The sequence below is a fragment of the Klebsiella sp. 18074 genome (genome assembly GCF_902705905.1).
Classification (GTDB): Bacteria; Pseudomonadota; Gammaproteobacteria; order Enterobacterales; family Enterobacteriaceae; genus Klebsiella; species Klebsiella terrigena.
Map to the genome: position 1 here is coordinate 1 of NZ_CACSIS010000045.1, position 18,090 is coordinate 18,090.

General features: G+C 54.8%; 16 protein-coding genes and 1 pseudogene. 7 read left to right on the top strand and 10 right to left on the bottom strand.

What is annotated here, in order from left to right; all coding sequences use genetic code 11:
* Positions 1–214: pseudogene (locus GVK32_RS26710) on the bottom strand (transposase domain-containing protein); the annotation flags it as partial.
* Between the two features lie 73 nt (positions 215–287).
* Complete coding sequence (locus GVK32_RS26715; RefSeq protein WP_123707216.1) at positions 288–701, bottom strand: CoA-binding protein; 414 nt, start codon at positions 699–701, stop codon at positions 288–290.
* A 154-nt stretch (positions 702–855) separates the two neighbouring features.
* On the opposite strand from GVK32_RS26715, the gene mgsA reads away from it, so the two are divergent.
* Positions 856–1,314: a methylglyoxal synthase gene (mgsA, locus tag GVK32_RS26720; protein ID WP_041147568.1), complete on the top strand. Its 459-nt coding sequence runs from the start codon at positions 856–858 to the stop codon at positions 1,312–1,314.
* A 28-nt stretch (positions 1,315–1,342) separates the two neighbouring features.
* Here mgsA and helD read toward each other — a convergent pair whose 3' ends face one another.
* A complete protein-coding gene (helD, locus tag GVK32_RS26725) occupies positions 1,343–3,397 on the bottom strand; it encodes a DNA helicase IV (RefSeq protein ID WP_159873734.1) in 2,055 nt (684 codons plus the stop codon).
* Positions 3,398–3,519: 122 nt separating this feature from the next.
* Between helD and GVK32_RS26730 the strand changes: the two genes are divergently transcribed.
* Positions 3,520–3,966 carry a YccF domain-containing protein gene (locus GVK32_RS26730; protein WP_041144834.1) on the top strand — a complete coding sequence of 149 codons (447 nt, stop codon included), beginning with the start codon at positions 3,520–3,522 and terminating at the stop codon, positions 3,964–3,966.
* Between the two features lie 17 nt (positions 3,967–3,983).
* Complete coding sequence (gene yccS / locus GVK32_RS26735; protein WP_159873736.1) at positions 3,984–6,119, top strand: YccS family putative transporter; 2,136 nt, start codon at positions 3,984–3,986, stop codon at positions 6,117–6,119.
* A 13-nt stretch (positions 6,120–6,132) separates the two neighbouring features.
* Here the strand turns inward: yccS and GVK32_RS26740 are convergent, their stop codons facing one another.
* Complete coding sequence (locus GVK32_RS26740; protein ID WP_159873738.1) at positions 6,133–6,732, bottom strand: TfoX/Sxy family DNA transformation protein; 600 nt, start codon at positions 6,730–6,732, stop codon at positions 6,133–6,135.
* 465 nt (positions 6,733–7,197) lie between these two features.
* Between GVK32_RS26740 and sulA the strand changes: the two genes are divergently transcribed.
* Positions 7,198–7,707, top strand: a complete 510-nt coding sequence (gene sulA / locus GVK32_RS26745; protein WP_041144831.1) for an SOS-induced cell division inhibitor SulA — start codon at positions 7,198–7,200, stop codon at positions 7,705–7,707.
* A 352-nt stretch (positions 7,708–8,059) separates the two neighbouring features.
* On the top strand, positions 8,060–9,127 hold the full coding sequence (gene ompA / locus GVK32_RS26750; RefSeq protein WP_159873740.1) for a porin OmpA: 1,068 nt from the start codon (positions 8,060–8,062) through the stop codon (positions 9,125–9,127).
* Between the two features lie 103 nt (positions 9,128–9,230).
* Here the strand turns inward: ompA and matP are convergent, their stop codons facing one another.
* Positions 9,231–9,683, bottom strand: coding sequence for a macrodomain Ter protein MatP (matP, locus tag GVK32_RS26755; RefSeq protein WP_041144830.1), 453 nt, complete (start codon positions 9,681–9,683; stop codon positions 9,231–9,233).
* Positions 9,684–9,868: 185 nt separating this feature from the next.
* Between matP and GVK32_RS26760 the strand changes: the two genes are divergently transcribed.
* Together GVK32_RS26760 and fabA are read left to right on the top strand one after the other, a co-directional pair.
* Positions 9,869–11,626 (top strand): Lon protease family protein, encoded by a 1,758-nt coding sequence (locus GVK32_RS26760; RefSeq protein ID WP_159873742.1) that lies wholly within the window; start codon positions 9,869–9,871, stop codon positions 11,624–11,626.
* Positions 11,627–11,695: 69 nt separating this feature from the next.
* Complete coding sequence (gene fabA, locus GVK32_RS26765; RefSeq protein ID WP_041144828.1) at positions 11,696–12,214, top strand: bifunctional 3-hydroxydecanoyl-ACP dehydratase/trans-2-decenoyl-ACP isomerase; 519 nt, start codon at positions 11,696–11,698, stop codon at positions 12,212–12,214.
* Positions 12,215–12,278: 64 nt separating this feature from the next.
* On the opposite strand, the gene rmf is transcribed toward fabA, so the two are convergent.
* The 5 genes from rmf to GVK32_RS26790 form a co-directional block, all read right to left on the bottom strand.
* Positions 12,279–12,446: a ribosome modulation factor gene (gene rmf / locus GVK32_RS26770; protein WP_004871568.1), complete on the bottom strand. Its 168-nt coding sequence runs from the start codon at positions 12,444–12,446 to the stop codon at positions 12,279–12,281.
* Between the two features lie 255 nt (positions 12,447–12,701).
* Complete coding sequence (gene pqiC / locus GVK32_RS26775) at positions 12,702–13,265, bottom strand: membrane integrity-associated transporter subunit PqiC (RefSeq protein WP_159873744.1); 564 nt, start codon at positions 13,263–13,265, stop codon at positions 12,702–12,704.
* The gene (gene pqiB / locus GVK32_RS26780) at positions 13,265–14,902 is read right to left on the bottom strand and encodes an intermembrane transport protein PqiB (RefSeq protein WP_159873746.1); all 1,638 of its coding nucleotides are present in this window, start codon (positions 14,900–14,902) and stop codon (positions 13,265–13,267) included. Before pqiB ends, pqiC begins: the two co-directional genes overlap by 1 nt.
* The gene (pqiA, locus tag GVK32_RS26785) at positions 14,892–16,160 is read right to left on the bottom strand and encodes a membrane integrity-associated transporter subunit PqiA (RefSeq protein ID WP_159873748.1); all 1,269 of its coding nucleotides are present in this window, start codon (positions 16,158–16,160) and stop codon (positions 14,892–14,894) included. The genes pqiB and pqiA overlap by 11 nt, the downstream gene beginning before the upstream one ends.
* Positions 16,161–16,174: 14 nt before the next feature.
* Positions 16,175–18,082, bottom strand: a complete 1,908-nt coding sequence (locus GVK32_RS26790) for an ABC transporter ATP-binding protein (RefSeq protein WP_159873750.1) — start codon at positions 18,080–18,082, stop codon at positions 16,175–16,177.
* Positions 18,083–18,090 lie beyond the last annotated feature (8 nt).

An 18,090-nucleotide genomic window follows, 5' to 3' on the forward strand; every position in this document is an offset into this window, starting at 1 on the left:
ATCGGTCATCGGCTCATTACGGAAAAAGGCCATTGCCACGACCATCCAGATAACCATATCTCCCGGCAGGCGACGACGGCGAACGGTTGCATGCTCAGAGAGGGTCAGGCAGTGTTGTACCACTCAGCAGGAAGATGTTCCGCAAACATCTGCGCTGAAGGCGGTGGCATAAGGGGTGGTCGCTGAAATCGAGTAGATCATTGAGAAGTGGCATAAGAAAACGGCTCCCTGTAGTGGAAGCCGTTATAGTGCCGCAGTTTAAGGATCGGCATTGCGGGCTTTTTTATTTACTTCGCCAGACCTAATCTCGGGATTTCAATCGCCGGACAGCGGTCCATCACCACGTTTAGCCCTGCCTCTCGTGCCAGAACAGCCGCCTGCTCGTTAATCACGCCTAGCTGCAGCCACAGCGTTTTCGCACCGATGGCAATGGCCTCCTGAGCGACGCCCAGCGCCGCATCGGAGTTGCGAAAGACGTCGACCATATCCACTTTTTCCGCAACATCAGCCAGCGTTGCGTAGCCCTGTTGCCCCATGAGCGTTTTACCCGCCACCTTCGGTGAAACCGGGATCACGTGATACCCCTGCTCCAGCAGATACTTCATCACCCGATAGCTTGGGCGGTCCGGTTTGTCACTGGCTCCCACCAGCGCAATCGTCCGTGTTGAGGTCAGAATGCCTGCGATATCGTTCTCTTTCATTTTATCCTCCCGCTATTTAGCCCAAGTGTAAGCTAATCCAGGCTAACCGGCCATCTGCCCTGACTCGCGGCTACGTCAAAATTTTTCACCCTGATGCTTGCAGCAGCAGTCACTTCCAGTAATCTGTCTGCAGGCTAAAATGTGGAATGAAATTATGGAACTGACGACACGTACGCTACCCGCGCGCAAACATATCGCTCTGGTTGCTCACGATCACTGTAAAGATATGCTGATGAAGTGGGTTGCTCGCCATCAGGCGCTGCTGGCTCAACACGAACTCTACGCAACGGGTACCACCGGAAACCTTATCTCGAGGGCAACCGGGCTTGAAGTAAACGCGATGCTGAGCGGCCCGATGGGCGGCGACCAGCAGGTCGGCGCGCTGATTGCAGAGGGGAAAATTGATGTGCTGATTTTCTTCTGGGATCCGCTAAACGCCGTGCCTCACGACCCTGATGTTAAGGCGCTGCTGCGTCTGGCGACGGTATGGAATATTCCCGTTGCGACCAATGCCTCAACCGCCGACTTTATTATCCTGTCGCCGCACTTTGGCGAGCCTCTCGATATTCTGATCCCGGATTATCAGCGTTACCTGGCGGAACGCCTTAAGTAGCCCCTGCTGGCGGCCAGGCCGCCAGCCGTTAAGGTTTTCTTGCTACCGGTACATCCAGCGCTTCCAGCATCTCCACAAACGCAGACGGCCGCTCTTTGTTGAACAGGAGCCAAACGCGAAGACGTGCACGAGTGATGGCAACGTACAGCAAGCGCCGCTCTTCTGCATCGGGAAAATCCTCCGGCTGCGGCAGCAGCGCCTCTTCCATGATCGACTCCCGCGCCGGAGCCGGGAACGCATCATCACCATCCTGAAGCCCAAGGACAATCACGTAATCTGCCTGCTGCCCTTTGCTGGCATGAATCGTCATAAAATCGAGCTGCAGATTCGGCCATCGCGTAGCGGCCTTCTCCAGCGCGGCGGGTTTCAGATGATGGTAACGCGCCAATAGCAGGATCCGCTGATCAGCTTTCACGTAGCCGCTCAGCTTATCGAGCAAATCATCAAGCTTATCGTCCGCCAGCAGCGTAACGGCTTTTTTATCCCCGGCGGTCAGGCTGTTGAGCGGCTTGCTCAACTGGTGCGGGTTCTGTTGAATAAAACCGTTCGCCACTTCACCAATGCGGCCATTAAAGCGGTATGTCGTATCCAGCGCGCAGCAATCCCCTTCGCCAAAATAGTGATTGAAAGCGGTAGTCAACGAAAGCTGAGCACCGCTGAAGCGATAGATTGCCTGCCAGTCGTCGCCGACTGCAAACAGCGTGGTTTGGGTATTCTGCCGGCGCAGCGCGGCCAGCAGTGAGGCCCGTTGCGGCGAAATATCCTGAAATTCATCGACCAGAATATGCTTCCACGGGCTGACAAAACGGCCTTTATCAAGAATATTGATGGCCTGATGGATCAGGCCGGAGAAATCGACCGCACTTTCCTCTTTCAGCGCCGTTTTCCACGCTTTCAACAGCGGTGCCATTAATTTTACGCGCTTAGCAAAAAGCTCGCGTATATCCTCCGGCGCGCCGGCGATCATCTCCGCTTGTGAACCGCCGTGCATACGCATCAGGCTGACCCAGCGATCGAGGCGGCTCGCCATTCGCCGCGCTATTTTTTTGTCCTGCCAGAAATCGGTTTCCGGAACCTGCCAGCCCATCTCTTCTTCCAGCCACTGTCGCCAGCCTTTGGCGTGAGCTTTTTTCTCCCGGCACTGCTGCTGCCAGTTTTTCAGCAGCAGCGCCTGGCGCGCTGGACTGTCGCTCTCAAGCCGACTAATAGACGGTACTTTTTTACTGCCCTGCTGGATGATATGCAGAGCCAGAGAATGAAATGTCCGCGCCGAAATATCTTCGGAGCCCAGCCGCTCGCGAATGCGCTCATCCATCTCCTGCGCCGCCTGACGACCAAACGCCAGCAGCAGGATCTGCTCCGCCGCCGCTTCACCTCTGGTCAGCAGCCATCCGGCACGGGCAACCAGCACCGAGGTCTTGCCGCTGCCGGCGCCAGCAAGAACCAACAGAGAGCGCTCGCCGTTAACTACCGCTCGCGCCTGCGCCGGGTTAAGCGGTGACGACTCCACGCCCGCAAAAAATGCGCCGTATTGCTCGAGCATCGAGGCCGTGAAAGCCTGATTGTGGGCCAGTCGGGCCACCTCGGTATCACCCAGCCAGCTCTGACATTGACGCCACAGCTCGCGGCAGTTGTCGAAAGCGTCAAGCCGGCTGGTCGGTATTGGCAGTCCGGTGAGCGCCCGCCGAATTTTCCCCTGCACCTCGCTGACCTGCTGACGAGTCAGCCACTTGCCCTCTGCGCTGGAGCGGGCGATCTCGGCAAGCTGCTGGCTCAGCACGTCGGCGGCAATGGCGCTCATGTCCGCGCTCCACTGCTGCCATAGCGTATTCAGATGATGAAAGAAACGCTGGGTTTCATTCCATTCGGTACCATGCAAACGCACGACCTTGCCATCCGGGAGCACGAACTCAAGCTCGCCCCAGACCAGCCCACGCCGACAATGAACTGACAATAACTGATTGAAAGGTATAAGATACTCGTGGCTATCGCCGGAAACTTTCACCCCGGCGTTAAGCAGCTGCACCCTATCATAGGGATGCTGCGCCATGCGTTTGCCCAATGTTGTCGCTTTAAGTTCCATATCATGCCGAATTTCAATCAGGTTGGATGTTTTTAAGTTTAACCGCCAGTGACCGGGTGCTCCAGCGTAAAAAACGTTACAATGGCCGGGTCTTATTATCCACAGGAGTGAACGGAGGGTTTATGCGTACCATTCTGAATATTTTGAACTTTATCCTCGGCGGTTTTGCCACTACGCTGGGCTGGCTGCTGGCGACGCTGGTCAGCATCATTCTGATCTTCACGCTGCCGCTGACCCGCTCATGCTGGGAAATTACCCGACTCTCTCTTTTACCCTATGGGAATGAAGCCATTCACGTCGATGAGCTCGAGCCGCAGGGCAAAAATAGCCTGCTGAATGCAGGCGGTACCGTGCTGAATATTTTATGGTTTATTTTCTTCGGCTGGTGGCTGTGCCTGATGCATATCTTTAGCGGTATCGCCCAGTGCCTGACCATTATCGGTATCCCGGTGGGCATCGCTAACTTTAAAATTGCCGCTATTGCGCTGTGGCCCGTAGGACGCCGGGTTGTTTCCGTCGAAACCGCCCGCGCCGCGCGTGAAGCGAATGCGCGCCGTCGCTTCCAGTAATCGGACGGAATACTGATATGCTTAGCCCCCTGCTACGCCGTTATACATGGAACAGCGTCTGGCTCTATAACGCCAGGATTTTCATCGCACTTTGCGGCACAACCGCCGTTCCATGGTGGCTTGGCGAAGTAAAACTAACGATTCCATTAACGCTCGGGGTCGTTGCCGCCGCGTTAACCGATCTCGACGACCGCCTGACCGGGCGGTTACGCAATCTGGCCATCACCCTGGTATGCTTTTTTATCGCATCGGCTTCGGTGGAGCTGCTCTTTCCCTGGCCGTGGCTATTTGCTATCGGTTTAACCCTCTCAACCACCGGGTTTATTTTACTCGGCGGCCTGGGGCAGCGTTACGCCACTATTGCCTTCGGCGCTCTGCTGATCGCTATCTACACCATGCTGGGGGTTACGCTTTACGATCGCTGGTATCTACAGCCGTTATTTTTGCTGACCGGTGCCGTTTGGTACAACCTGCTGACGCTGGCCGGACATATAATTTTCCCGATTCGCCCGCTTCAGGACAACCTTGCACGCAGCTATGAGCTGCTGGCGCGCTATCTGGATCTCAAATCACGCATGTTTGACCCGGATATTGAAGACGAAAGCCAGGCGCCACTCTACGATCTGGCTATCGCCAATGGCCAGCTGGTTACGACGCTTAACCAGACGAAAACGTCGCTGCTCACCCGCCTGCGCGGCGACCGCGGGCAGAGAGGTACCCGACGGACGCTGCAGTATTACTTCGTTGCCCAGGATATCCACGAACGCGCCAGCTCATCGCATATCCAGTACCAAACGCTCCGCGACCGTTTTCGCTACAGCGACATCATGTTCCGCTTTCAGCGCATGCTATCGATGCAGGCTCAGGCGTGTCAGAAGTTGTCCCGTGCTATTTTGCTGCGCGAACCCTACCAGCATGATGCGCATTTCGAGCGCGCATTTATGCATCTTGACGCCGCGCTCGACCGAGTACGGGCCAGCGGAGAGCCGTTAGAGCAGGTCAAAGCGCTGGGCTTCCTGCTGAATAACCTGAGAGCAATTGACGCTCAGCTGGCAACCATCGAGTCCGCTCAGGTTGCCGCACCAGCGCACGGGACGACGGAAAATTTACTCGCAGAGGACCGTCTTAGCGGCTTCAGCGATATCTGGCTGCGCTTACGCCGCAACCTGTCACCGGAATCGGCCCTCTTTCGCCACGCGGTGAGAATGTCGCTGGTACTGTGCGCAGGCTATGCGTTTATCCAGCTAACCGGGCTCAATCACGGCTACTGGATACTGCTTACCAGCCTGTTTGTTTGTCAGCCAAACTATAACGCCACCCGTCACCGCCTGGCCCTGAGGATTATTGGCACCCTGGTGGGGGTGGCTATTGGTCTACCGATACTGCTGCTGGTACCCTCGGTCGAAGGCCAGCTGCTGCTGATCGTCCTTACCGGCGTCCTGTTCTTTGCCTTTCGCAATGTACAATATGCCCACGCCACAATGTTTATTACCCTCCTGGTTCTGCTCTGCTTTAATCTGCTGGGGGAAGGCTTTGAAGTCGCTCTGCCGCGCATCTTCGATACCCTCATCGGCTGTGCGATTGCCTGGGCTGCGGTCAGCTTTATTTGGCCGGACTGGAAATTCCGTAACCTGCCTCGAGTTCTGGATCAGGCCATAAACGCCAACTGCCGATACCTCGACGCCATTCTTGAACAGTATCACCAGGGGCGCGATAACCGCCTGGCGTATCGGGTGGCGCGCCGGGATGCCCATAGTCGCGACGGTGAGCTGGCTTCAGTGGTATCAAATTTATCAACCGAGCCCCGGGCAAATGCCGATATTCGCGAAACGGCCTTCCGCTTGCTCTGCCTGAATCATACCTTTACCAGCTATATTTCAGCGCTGGGGGCGCACCGGGAGAAGCTGACCACGCCGGAGACGTTGGCGCTGCTGGATGACGCCGTCTGCTACGTTGATGATGCACTCCATCATTCACCGGCCGACGAACAGCGGGTACAGCAGGCGCTCATCCGCCTGCAAACCCGGATCCAACACCTCGAACCTCGCGCCGATAGCAAAGAGCCGCTGGTGCTCCAGCAAATCGGTCTGCTATTAGCGCTATTACCGGAAATCTGCCGCCTTCAGCAGCAGGTGGCAGTTCGGCCAGAGTAAATCGCGGCCAGCCTTACCGCTGGTTAAGAGCCCATTCCTGCAGCTCCTGACGCCGTGCCGTCGGGAGCGCAGCAGCGTGAACGCCGGTAATTGCCCCTTCCAGTGAATAGAGAATATTCAGCGTCACGGCCTTATTCAACTCTCGCAGCTTTAGCCACGCACGCTGTGCACCAATATGACGCAGCGCCTGCTGATCTATTACTCCCGAGTTAATTAATAGTAGCTCCATATGAAAACTAATATTTGGCAGATCTTTCAACCTGCCAGAATAACGCTGCTGGTTCTTTTCCTTTTGTGCCGCCTGCAATGAAAACGACGATAGTTTGAAAAGCATTTTACTGTCACACCAAAGCGTTTCATTTACCTGATAATATTTAAGAAAAATTGGCCGCCCGTTTTTTCGCATTTTTAAAAGTGGATTTTCATGAGCAACGCAATATGCGGCGCCCTGCTCACAAATCTTAAGATAGATCTCCCCCTCTGCAACCATCGCAAATACGGTGTTGTCTATTGCCAGGCTATAGCCACCAAACAAAGGACGGCAGATTATTTTCCCTAATGGCGACAAGCAGTTCTGAAATTTATGAAACCGTAGGGATGATATTTTTTTCATGATTATTCCTTGGTTAATCATGCGAATACTGAGTCATTTAGTTAACGGATCCGTTAGTTCAGAAAATAAGTGAGTTCCTTTATTGCAGCAAGATGATTTTAACGTTCGGCTCAATCAACTCGCCATTTTGCGAGGTGCTTTCAAGAAATTACGCCTGCGCGAAACCTGATGTATTAAAGATAAAATATAAACGGAGCATTAATTAATAGTCACACAAATAGTTTGTGCTCAAGGAGAGCGGCGCTAAACCCGGAGCTCCGAAAAAATGTGCGACCAGGCTCGCACGGCTTGCTGTTTATTGCGCAAAAATTTGTGCCACGCCTTTAGCGTGATGAGAGCAGGTCGTCGCGAGCGTGGCCGACAACGTCGAACAAATTTCGAGCGACAACACGATAAATGAGGTTGATCTTTTCGCCGCCCGGATATACTGTATATGCATACAGTAACTACAGGCGGAAATAGACAATGCTTACTTCAGCTTACGCAAATCGTTCATCACTGACTTCTGCTTCAGTACGTCGCCACTCCCATGACGCCGTCGAACAACCAGCCAGCGGGCTGATTAGTGAGATTGTCTACCGTGAAGATCAGCCGATGATGACGCAGCTACTGCTGCTTCCTTTATTACAGCAACTGGGTCAGCAATCCCGCTGGCAGCTCTGGCTCACGCCAAAACAGAAGCTGAGCCGCGAGTGGGTGCAATCCTCCGGCCTGCCGCTGTCGAAAGTCATGCAGATAAACCAGCTCTCCCCTTACAACACGGTAGAGTCAATGATTCGCGCCCTGCGTACGGGTAACTATAGCGTGGTAATCGGCTGGCTGGCAGATGAGCTGACGGCCGAAGAACATGAACGGCTGGTTAGTGCCGCGGAAGAAGGTCATGCGATGGGGTTCATCATGAGGCCTGTAGGAAATACGAGCCAGCATGGGAGACAACTGAGCGGGCTAAAAATTCACTCTAATTTGTATCATTAAGGCAAATTAGGATTAATCCTAGAATTTTTTTTGCGCAGTCCCAAGGCATACTTTTGTGAGGGTTGTTTTTGTGCGGATGCCTGTCTGATGCGGTCTCGCAGGTTTCTCCGGCGAACGAAAACCAACCATATTTGTTAAATATTGTGTATACAACCCTTTTTTTTCATATGCCTGACGGAGTTCACACTTGTAAGTTTCGAACTAAGTTGTAGACTTTACATCGCCAGGGGTGATCGGCTTACGCTGCATGTATCAGCATAGTTAACAACAAGTCACGCCCCGGGTGAAGGATCTAACCGTGAGGTCTTTTGTACCTTCATGGCGAATTTTGGATGATAATGAGGCGCAGAAAATGAAAAAGACAGCTATCGCGATTGCAGTGGCACTGGCTGGCTTCGCTACCGTAGCGCAGGCCGCACCGAAAGATAACACCTGGTATGCAGGTGGTAAACTGGGCTGGTCCCAGTATCACGATACCGGTTTCTACGGTAACGGTTTCAAAGGCAACAACGGCCCAACCCGTAACGATCAGCTGGGTGCTGGTGCGTTCGGTGGTTATCAGGTTAACCCGTACCTCGGTTTCGAAATGGGTTACGACTGGCTGGGACGTATGGCCTATAAAGGCAGCGTTGATAACGGCGCTTTCAAAGCTCAGGGCGTTCAGCTGACTGCTAAACTGGGTTATCCGATCACTGACGATCTGGACATCTACACCCGTCTGGGTGGTATGGTCTGGCGTGCAGATGCTGACGGTAACTACGGTTCTAACGGTACTTCCCGCAGCGAACACGACACTGGCGTATCTCCGGTATTTGCTGGTGGTATCGAGTGGGCAATGACTCGCGACATCGCTACCCGTCTGGAATACCAGTGGGTTAACAACATCGGCGATGCAGGTACCGTTGGTACGCGTCCTGATAACGGCATGCTGAGCGTAGGTGTTTCCTACCGTTTCGGTCAGGAAGAAGCTCCGGTTGTAGCACCGGCACCGGCTCCAGCTCCGGAAGTGACTACCAAGCACTTCACTCTGAAGTCTGACGTACTGTTCAACTTCAACAAATCTACTCTGAAACCGGAAGGCCAGCAGGCTCTGGATCAGCTGTACACCCAGCTGAGCAACATGGATCCGAAAGACGGTTCCGCAGTTGTTCTGGGCTACACTGACCGCATCGGTTCTGACGCTTACAACCAGCAGCTGTCTGAGAAACGAGCTCAGTCCGTTGTTGATTACCTGGTATCTAAAGGTATCCCGGCTGGTAAAATCTCCGCTCGCGGTATGGGCGAATCCAACCCAGTTACTGGCAACACCTGTGACAACGTGAAAGCTCGCGCTGCACTGATCGATTGCCTGGGTCCGGATCGTCGCGTAGAGATCGAAGTTAAAGGTTACAAAGAAGTAGTAGCTCAGCCGCAGGCTTAAGTTTTACTACCGATAAAAAACCCCGCAGATGCGGGGTTTTTTTTGTCTCAAATTTAGCGTTAATGCAAAAAACGCTCGCGCATCGCGCTATCAGCTTTGCGGACTACTCTTTACCTAGCAAGACCTGCAGGTCGTGCTTCAGGCTGGACATCTTGCTGGCATACTTCTCTTTATGCTCAGCGTCCTCAATCAGCTGTACGATAGTTTCCGACAGCGTTTTTCCCCGTCGCTGCGCCAGACCCGCGAGACGCTGCCAAACCACAAACTCCAGGTCGATAGACTTTTTACGCGTATGCTGATGCTCAGCGTTAAAATGACGCTTGCGACGCGCGCGGATAGTCTGCTTCATCCGGTTCATTAGCTCCGGATTAATATGCTGATCAATCCAGGTGTTCACCAGAACCGGTTCATTTTCGAGCGTCAGCAAGACATCGACCGCGGCTTGCGCTGCGCTGGCTTCAATATAGCGGGTAATCAGCTCACCTTCCCGGTGCTTTTTAACCAGGTATTTCCATTTCCAGCCGCTTTCAAGATTTTCCAGTTGTTGATATTTCATCGCGATCTCAATGTGACCGTGTAACTCACTTCAGGATATCAGTTTTTTCTCGATGTGCTGAGAATAAATCATCATTCGTGATATGCGTTGCGTCGTTATCGTTAACGCAAACACGATCCTCCGTGTGCTCGGACGCAGCATAAGGTATAATCGCGCGTTTTACATCTCACTAAAAAACAGCGACTTTGACCATTACGAAACTTACCCGAAACGACCTTGCTCCTGATACGGAAAGTTATCAGGCGCTGTTTGCACAAGCTGATTTAGCCCAGCCAGAGGCTTCCCTGTCAGGCGAACTGCAACCCCGTTTATTCTATGCGTTGGAGCAGCTACTGGTGACTCCGACCATTTCACCGTTCATGCTGGTTAAGGCCCCGGAAGAGCCGGAATACCTGCAGTGGTTAGCGGCAGAGACCCGCAGCCTATACCAACCGGCCGCGCCGCTCTACGGCGTGCGCTACCAGGTTAACGGTGGAAACGTCACCCTTTCGCCAGCCAAAAGCGCCGATGATAATTTTGCCAGCACCGCGCCGGTTGAATCAGCCGACTGGATTGAAGCAGAGCAGCTTTTTGGCTGCGTGCGCCAGTTTAACGGCGAAATATCCCTGCAGCCGGGTCTGGTCCATCGCAGCAACGGCGGCGTGCTTATTATCGCCCTGCGCGCGTTACTAGCCCAACCGCTGCTGTGGATGCGCCTGAAGAACATCGTTACCCGCCAGCGCTTTGACTGGCTCTCCATCGATGAGTCTCGCCCGCTGCCGGTCAGCATTCCATCGATGCCGCTCAATCTGAAGATTATTCTGGTCGGTGAACGCGATTCATTGGCTGATTTTCAGGATATGGAACCTGAGCTCTCGGCCCAGGCGATTTATAGCGAGTATGAAGACAACCTGCAAATCGCCGACGGCGACACTCTGAAACAGTGGTGTCAGTGGGTATGGCAAAACGCGCAGCAGCTTGAGCTGCCTGGGCCGGCCGCCGACGCCTGGCCGCTGCTGATTCAGGAAGGCGCACGCTATACCGGCGATCAGGAAACGCTGCCACTGTGTCCGCTGTGGATTGCCCGCCAGCTGCGCGAAGCCGCCGCTTTCAGCGAAGGTGAGCTTATCTCCGCGGAAGAGATGCAGACCATGCTGGCTCGTCGTGAATGGCGCGAAGGCTATCTTGCCGAGCGGATCCAGGACGAAATCCTGCAAGAGCAAATTTTGATTGAGACCGATGGTGAATGCATCGGGCAAATCAACGCGCTGTCGGTGATCGAATTCCCCGGTCATCCGCGGGCCTTTGGTGAGCCATCGCGCATCAGCTGCGTCGTCCATATCGGCGACGGTGAATTCATCGACGTTGAGCGCAAGGCCGAGCTGGGCGGTAACATCCATGCCAAAGGCATGATGATTATGCAGGCGTTCCTGATGTCCGAACTGGAACTCGAGCAGCAGCTCCCCTTCTCCGCATCGCTGACCTTCGAGCAATCCTACAGCGAAGTGGACGGCGATAGCGCCTCCATGGCCGAACTGTGCGCTTTAATCAGCGCCCTGGCCGGCGTGCCTATTAACCAAAGTATCGCCGTCACCGGCTCAGTCGATCAGTTCGGCCGCGTACAGCCGGTGGGCGGGCTTAACGAAAAAATTGAAGGCTTCTTCACCATTTGCCAGCAGCGCGAGCTGACCGGCAAACAGGGAGTCATCATTCCTGCGGCGAATGTTCGCCACCTGAGCCTGGCGCCAGAACTACAGCAGGCCGTCGCTCAAGAGAAGTTTTTCATCTGGGCGGTGGAAGACGTCACGGAAGCGCTGCCTATGCTGACCCAGCTGTTGTGGGACGGTGAGGGGCAAACTTTACGCCAAACCATTCAGGAGCGGATTGCGCAGGCGACGCAGCAAGAGAGTCGTCATCGTTTTCCGTGGCCGCTACGCTGGTTAGGTGGTTCAGGTTCTAACTGATCGGACTTGTTCAGCTTACACGTGTTAGCTATCCTGCGTCCCGAACTCAAAATAAGGCTTACTGAAAACATGGTAGATAAACGCGAATCCTATACGAAAGAAGACCTTCTTGCCTCTGGCCGTGGTGAACTGTTTGGCGCAAAAGGCCCGCAGCTGCCCGCGCCAAGTATGCTGATGATGGACCGCGTCATCAAAATGAGCGAAACCGGCGGCAACTACGATAAAGGTTATGTCGAAGCAGAACTCGATATTAACCCGGATCTGTGGTTCTTCGGCTGCCACTTTATCGGCGATCCGGTGATGCCGGGCTGTCTGGGCCTCGACGCAATGTGGCAGCTCGTTGGCTTCTATCTGGGCTGGCTCGGCGGCGAAGGCAAAGGCCGCGCGCTGGGCGTGGGTGAAGTTAAATTCACCGGCCAGGTACTGCCGACTGCGAAGAAAGTGACCTATCGTATTCACTTTAAACGCGTTGTTAACCGTCGTCTGATCATGGGCCTGGCGGATGGTGAAGTACTGGTTGACGATCGTCTGATCTACACCGCAGCCGATCTGAAAGTGGGCCTGTTCCAGGACACTTCTGCGTTCTGATAAGCAGTAACGCTTAAAAAAGGCGAAGCCCCCGCTTGCGGAGGCTTCTTTTTTAAAGAGACAGTCAGGCAGTTTGTACCCTGTCCTCCATGGCTTCTCGCCAGCCTCCTAGCCAGTATGACCTTTGATTCAGGGTCTGGTAAGGACACATTTCTTTCGATCTTCCGGTTATCCCGGCCTGATATCCACGTTGATGTGCCCGTTCCAGGCGATCTCGTTTTTGTCTCTTCATGCCTCGTTTCCCTCATTCTTTGATCTGGTGGAAAAGAAAACAGTGGTCACTAAATATGCAACCACAGTTAACGAATACCGCGAATCAGAGGTAACGTCAATGCGCAAAATTCACGCCATTGTCATATTTGTGAGCTACATGAAAGTTCATTTGTACAAAAACTGTGAACCAGCACAAGTAACAAGCTGACGAAACAAATAAAAAAACCGCCGCGGTTTTCAGACCACGGCGGCTATTTAGCTTCATTAATTATGCTTATGGCAGGCGATTCAGCTCGTTGGCAATAGCGATCGCTTCCTGAGTCCAGGCCTGGGCCATCGTTTTCACCATCGCATCATAGCCGTCCTGCTGCTGCTTAAGCTCAATATTAAACGGACGCTTAATCAGCTGCCCCTGGTGCTTCAGCAGCCACTCTCCGCTGACGATAACTCGCCCGTCATAACGGCCATGGAAGCCGTTAACGGAGACGTTCAGCGTATCCTGATCGTTGCCCAGCGGCTGCGATGCCACCACCCAGCCGGGCAGCTGATTGCTCAGATTGGCGACCAGAGTGGTGCGCAGCTGCTGATCGAGCGGGCTGGCCCACAGATTATTACTCGCAATCACGTACTGCACGTCGGTGGTCTGGTAGACCACCCCGTTGCCCGCCAGATAGTCCGGGATAGTGACCTGTTCAACCCACAGCAGGTTCTTCCCCTGATGGGCGGCACTTTGCGCACCGCTTTGGGCGACGGGCAGCTGATAGTAGGTTTTATCCTCCCCGTTGCTGCTACAGGCCGCCAGCGCACATACCGCTGCCGCGACTAACCACTTTTTCATTATTTCGCTCCCTTCGGCTGCGGATCTTTTTTACCCTTGGCCTCAAATACCAGCGCGTTGCTCTTATCATTGAGCGTTTTCAGTACCGGCTGCAGCTCACGAAGCACCTGATCCAGTCGCTGCATATCCGCAACCATCTTATTGTATGCCGCAGACCCCGGCTGGAAGCCCTGCATACTGCGGTTCAGTTCGCGCAACGTATTCTGCATATCGCCAGGCAGCTGCTGCATTGACGGGCTTGCCGCAATCTTATTCAGGCTATCCAGTGTCGTCTGAACACGCTGCATCGTTTTTTCGCTCTGCGCCAGCGTGCTGGTCGCCTGCTCCAGCAGCGGGTTAATCGGCAGATTATTAATCTTATCCAGAGCCTCCATCAGGCGCTGCTGAATTTGCGCAAGGCCGCCGCTGACCGTTGGAATGATCGGATACGAACCAAACTCATGCGTCTTGCCGCGCGGCGGCGCTTTCGGATAGAAGTCGAGGTCGATAAACAGCGCCCCGGTGATCAGATTACCCGATTTCAGCGAACCGCGCAGGCCGCGATTGATCAGATCGTCCATATGGGTGCGGATATCCGGATCGCCACCAAGCTGGTTGATCAGCCGTTCCGGCTCGATGCGCACCTCTACCGGAATGCGGTAGTCGTCATTCAGCCGCTGATGCAGTCCTGGAATAAAGAACGGTACCTTACCGACCGTACCCAGGCGAATCCCGCGGAACTCAACCGGCGCGCCGGGCTGAAGGCCGCGGACCGAATCGTTAAAGAACATCACGTAGTCAATGTGCTGGGTAAAGACCGAGTCCTGAATACTTTTCTGATCGTCAAACAGATGGTAGCCGGTCTTGTTCGCCACCGGCTCGCCCAGATCCAGCCCCTCCGGAATATCAAAGCTCACCCCGCCGCCAAACAGCGTCGACAGCGATCCCATTTCCACCCGCATCCCGGCGGAGGTCAGATCCACGGCGATACCGCTGTCTTTCCAGAAGCGAACGTTGGTAGTCACCAGCCGATCGTTCGGTGCGTTGATAAACAGCTGATAGGTAATGCTACGCTTTTGCGGATCGAAGGTGCTGGTCTCGACCGAGCCGACCCGATAGCCGCGAAAGAGCACCGGATCGCCCGGAGAAAGCTGGCCGGCCTTATTGCTCTCCAGCAGGATGCGGATACCCTTGGCATCCGGCGAAGCCAACGGCGGGGAATCCAGCAGCGGGTACTGCGCAGCATCCGATCCTTTCGTTCCCGGCTGCAGCTCAATATAAGCACCGGATAATAGCGTGCCAAGCCCGCTGATCCCTTCGCGCCCGACCTGCGGTTTTACCACCCAAAACACCGAGTCCTGATGCAAAAGCTTCTGCATACCGGAGTTCAGGCGAGCCTTAATCTCTACGTGCGTCAGGTCGTCCGTAAGGGTGGCGGTTTCTACCACGCCGACGTCAACGCTGCGGCTTTTAATCCGGGTTTTACCACCCTCAATGCCCTCGGCGTTGGTGGTGATCAGCGTCACCTCCGGTCCCTGATGGCTATAGTGATAAAAAAGAATCCACGCGCCGATTAGCACAGTGACGATGGGGAAGATCCATACTGGTGACCAGTTCTTCACCTTTTGCACTTTTGCTTCTCCGCTATTATTTTCCATGCTGCTGTATTTCCTCATGGCTTGAATCTGGTTCACGGTCCCACAACAAACGAGGGTCGAACGTCATCGCCGAAAACATTGTCATCACAACAACCAGCGCAAACATCACCGCCCCTATCGCAGGATAGATATTCATCAACCCTCCCATGCGCACCAGCGCCGAGAGTACAGCGATGACAAAGACATCAATCATTGACCAGCGGCCAACAAACTCCACTACTTCATAAATCAGATGCATGCGCTCTGAATCACGCGAACCATTGCCGTTGGCGTTCCAGCACAGCCAGCCAATCGCGATCATTTTCAAGGTCGGCACCATAATACTGGCGATAAATATCACCAGCGCCACCGGATACGATCCTTCACTCCACAGCAAGATCACCCCGGCCATGATCGTCGACGGCATTTTATCGCCCAGCAGGTCGGTTATCATGATGGGCATGATATTGGCGGGGAGATAGAGCAGGCACGAGGTGATCAGCAGCGCCAGCGTCCACTGCAGGCTATGCTTGCGCCGCGCCGTCCCTTTCGTCTGGCAGCGCGGACATACCGCGGCGTCAGCGGGTAAAATGGCCGTACAGCAGGAGCAGGATCGCAGGCCCTGGCGGATCCCCGTGACGCCAATCTTCAGCGGCTGTTTAACCGCAGGCATTGGCGCAATGTCGTCCCACAGCCAGCGTCGGTCCACGCACTGCAGCGCGCGCAGCTGCAGCAGGCAGAACATACACCAGGGGAAAAAGCTCAGGCCAACGCCAATATCGCCGTAGGCCATGAGCTTCACGAAGCTCACCAGCACCCCGGCGAGAAAGATTTCCGCCATTCCCCAGGTTTTGAGGTGGAACAGGATCCTCGCAAGGAAAGCCTTTAGCGCTGCGGGCATATGCACGCGATTGACCAACAGCAAAATCGATATCAGGCAAAAGGCCGGCACCAGCTGCACAAAGAGGAGAAAGAAGGTACCGAGGCTGGCGTAATCTTCGCTAAACAGCACGTCGGGGATCTCCAGCAGCCCAATTTCACTGTTGAGGCCCCCCACTTTCATGTAAACGAAGGGAAACAGGTTTGCCAGCAGCAGCATAAACAACGCGACCAGCGCATAGGCTGTGGGACGCTGCCGGGGCGCGTCCCATGAAGTCGTTAGCGTTGTACCGCAGCGCGGACATACGGCTTTCTGGCGATGCTCCAGCTGGGGCAAAGCCACCAGCAGATCACATTGTGGACACAGGATATGCCGCGCAGCATGATGATGATCGCACATGAAAACTCCTCAGCTTATGCGCCGTTTTTTAATCCTTCGAGATATTCCCAGCGCTCAAAGGCCTTTTCCAGGGCCTGTTCCGCTTCAGACAGCTGCGCCAGCACCTGCTGCGTATGGTCATGCGACTGACCAAAGAAGGAGGCGTCGGCAACCTGATCCTGCAAGCTCTGCAGCTTGGCCTCCAGCTCTTCCAGACGCTGCGGCAGCTGCTCCAGCTCGCGCTGCAGGTTATAGCTTAGTTTGCTCGCTGCGCGTTTGACACTTTCCGTTTTCGGCGGCGTTGCTTCAACATTTTTTTTAGCCACGGACTGTTTTTGCGCCAAAGACTGAGACTGCTGTCCGCGCGCGTCGTGGTAACCGCCAACGTACTGACCGATGTGCCCTTCACCTTCGAAGATCCAGCATTCGGTCACGGTGTTATCGACGAACTGACGATCGTGGCTGACCAGCATCACGCTGCCCTGATAGCCGTCGATAAGCTCTTCCAGCAGCTCCAGAGTTTCGACATCCAGGTCGTTGGTCGGTTCATCGAGAATCAACAGGTTGCTAGGCTTCAGGAACAGACGCGCCAGCAGCAGACGGTTACGCTCCCCGCCGGAGAGCGCACGAACCGGCGTCATCGCCCGCTTCGGATGGAACAGGAAGTCCTGCAAATAGCCCAACACGTGGCGCGGCTTACCGTTAACCAGCACCTCCTGCTTGCCTTCAGCGAGGTTATCCATCACCGTCCGGTCCGGATCCAGCTCGGCGCGGTGCTGATCGAAGTAGGCCACTTCCAGCTTGGTGCCGACGTGAACCCGTCCGCTGTCCGCCTGCAGCTGACCGAGCATCAGCTTCAGCAGGGTAGTTTTACCGCAGCCGTTAGGACCAATCAGCGCTATTTTGTCACCGCGCTGGATCTGCGCCGAGAAGTCTTTGACCAGCACTTTACCGCCAACCTGGTAGTCAACGTTCTCCATCTCGAAGACAATTTTGCCCGAGCGTGACGCCTCTTCTACCTGCATCTTCGCGCTGCCCATCACTTCGCGGCGCTCGCCGCGCTCACGACGCATCGCCTTCAGGGCGCGCACGCGGCCTTCGTTACGGGTACGACGCGCTTTGATCCCCTGACGGATCCACACCTCTTCCTGCGCCAGCTTGCGATCGAACTCCGCGTTCTGCAGCTCTTCAACGCGCAGCGCTTCTTCTTTTTCCAGCAGATACTGATCGTAGTTACCCGGATAGGTCACCAGCTTGCCGCGATCGAGATCGACGATCCGCGTGGCCATATTGCGAATAAATGAACGGTCGTGCGAAATGAAAATAATGGTGCCTTTGAAGGTCTTCAGGAAGCCTTCCAGCCAGTCGATAGTTTCGATATCGAGGTGGTTAGTCGGTTCATCCAGCAGCAGCACGCGCGGGCCGCTAACCAGCGCGCGGCCGAGGGCCGCTTTACGCAGCCAGCCACCGGACAGCGAAGCCAGCTCGGCGTTGGCATCGAGGCCCAGCTGCTCCAGCACTTCGTTAATGCGGCTCTCCAGCTGCCACAGGCCGAGGTTATCCAGCAGATCCTGCAGACGCGCCAGCTCGTTGAGGTTTTTATTGCTCGGGTCGGTCATCACCAGACGCGAAACGTCGTGATAGCCTTTAAGGTACGCCGCCTGCTCTTCGATGCCTTCCGCAACGAAGTCGTACACGGTGCCCGCAATATTGCGCGGCGGATCCTGCTGCAGACGCGCAACAACCAGATCCTGTTCATAAATGATACGCCCGTCATCCAGACCCTGCTCGCGGTTGAGGATCTTCATCAGGGTGGATTTGCCCGCGCCGTTACGCCCAACCAGGCACACGCGCTCGTTATCTTCGATATGCAACTCGGCATTATCCAGCAGCGGAGAGTCGCTGAAGGAGAGCCAGGCACCATGCATACTAATCAATGACATTCTTTATT

Excerpts from the sequence above, each read along its gene's own strand:
- GVK32_RS26715 (WP_123707216.1), bottom strand. The coding sequence starts at position 701 with ATGAAAGAGAACGATATCGCAGGCATTCTGACCTCAACACGGACGATT.
- mgsA (WP_041147568.1), top strand. The coding sequence starts at position 856 with ATGGAACTGACGACACGTACGCTACCCGCGCGCAAACATATCGCTCTG.
- helD (WP_159873734.1), bottom strand. The coding sequence starts at position 3,397 with ATGGAACTTAAAGCGACAACATTGGGCAAACGCATGGCGCAGCATCCC.
- GVK32_RS26730 (WP_041144834.1), top strand. The coding sequence starts at position 3,520 with ATGCGTACCATTCTGAATATTTTGAACTTTATCCTCGGCGGTTTTGCC.
- yccS (WP_159873736.1), top strand. The coding sequence starts at position 3,984 with ATGCTTAGCCCCCTGCTACGCCGTTATACATGGAACAGCGTCTGGCTC.
- GVK32_RS26740 (WP_159873738.1), bottom strand. The coding sequence starts at position 6,732 with ATGAAAAAAATATCATCCCTACGGTTTCATAAATTTCAGAACTGCTTG.
- sulA (WP_041144831.1), top strand. The coding sequence starts at position 7,198 with ATGCTTACTTCAGCTTACGCAAATCGTTCATCACTGACTTCTGCTTCA.
- ompA (WP_159873740.1), top strand. The coding sequence starts at position 8,060 with ATGAAAAAGACAGCTATCGCGATTGCAGTGGCACTGGCTGGCTTCGCT.
- matP (WP_041144830.1), bottom strand. The coding sequence starts at position 9,683 with ATGAAATATCAACAACTGGAAAATCTTGAAAGCGGCTGGAAATGGAAA.
- fabA (WP_041144828.1), top strand. The coding sequence starts at position 11,696 with ATGGTAGATAAACGCGAATCCTATACGAAAGAAGACCTTCTTGCCTCT.
- rmf (WP_004871568.1), bottom strand. The coding sequence starts at position 12,446 with ATGAAGAGACAAAAACGAGATCGCCTGGAACGGGCACATCAACGTGGA.
- pqiC (WP_159873744.1), bottom strand. The coding sequence starts at position 13,265 with ATGAAAAAGTGGTTAGTCGCGGCAGCGGTATGTGCGCTGGCGGCCTGT.
- pqiB (WP_159873746.1), bottom strand. The coding sequence starts at position 14,902 with ATGGAAAATAATAGCGGAGAAGCAAAAGTGCAAAAGGTGAAGAACTGG.
- pqiA (WP_159873748.1), bottom strand. The coding sequence starts at position 16,160 with ATGTGCGATCATCATCATGCTGCGCGGCATATCCTGTGTCCACAATGT.
- GVK32_RS26790 (WP_159873750.1), bottom strand. The coding sequence starts at position 18,082 with ATGTCATTGATTAGTATGCATGGTGCCTGGCTCTCCTTCAGCGACTCT.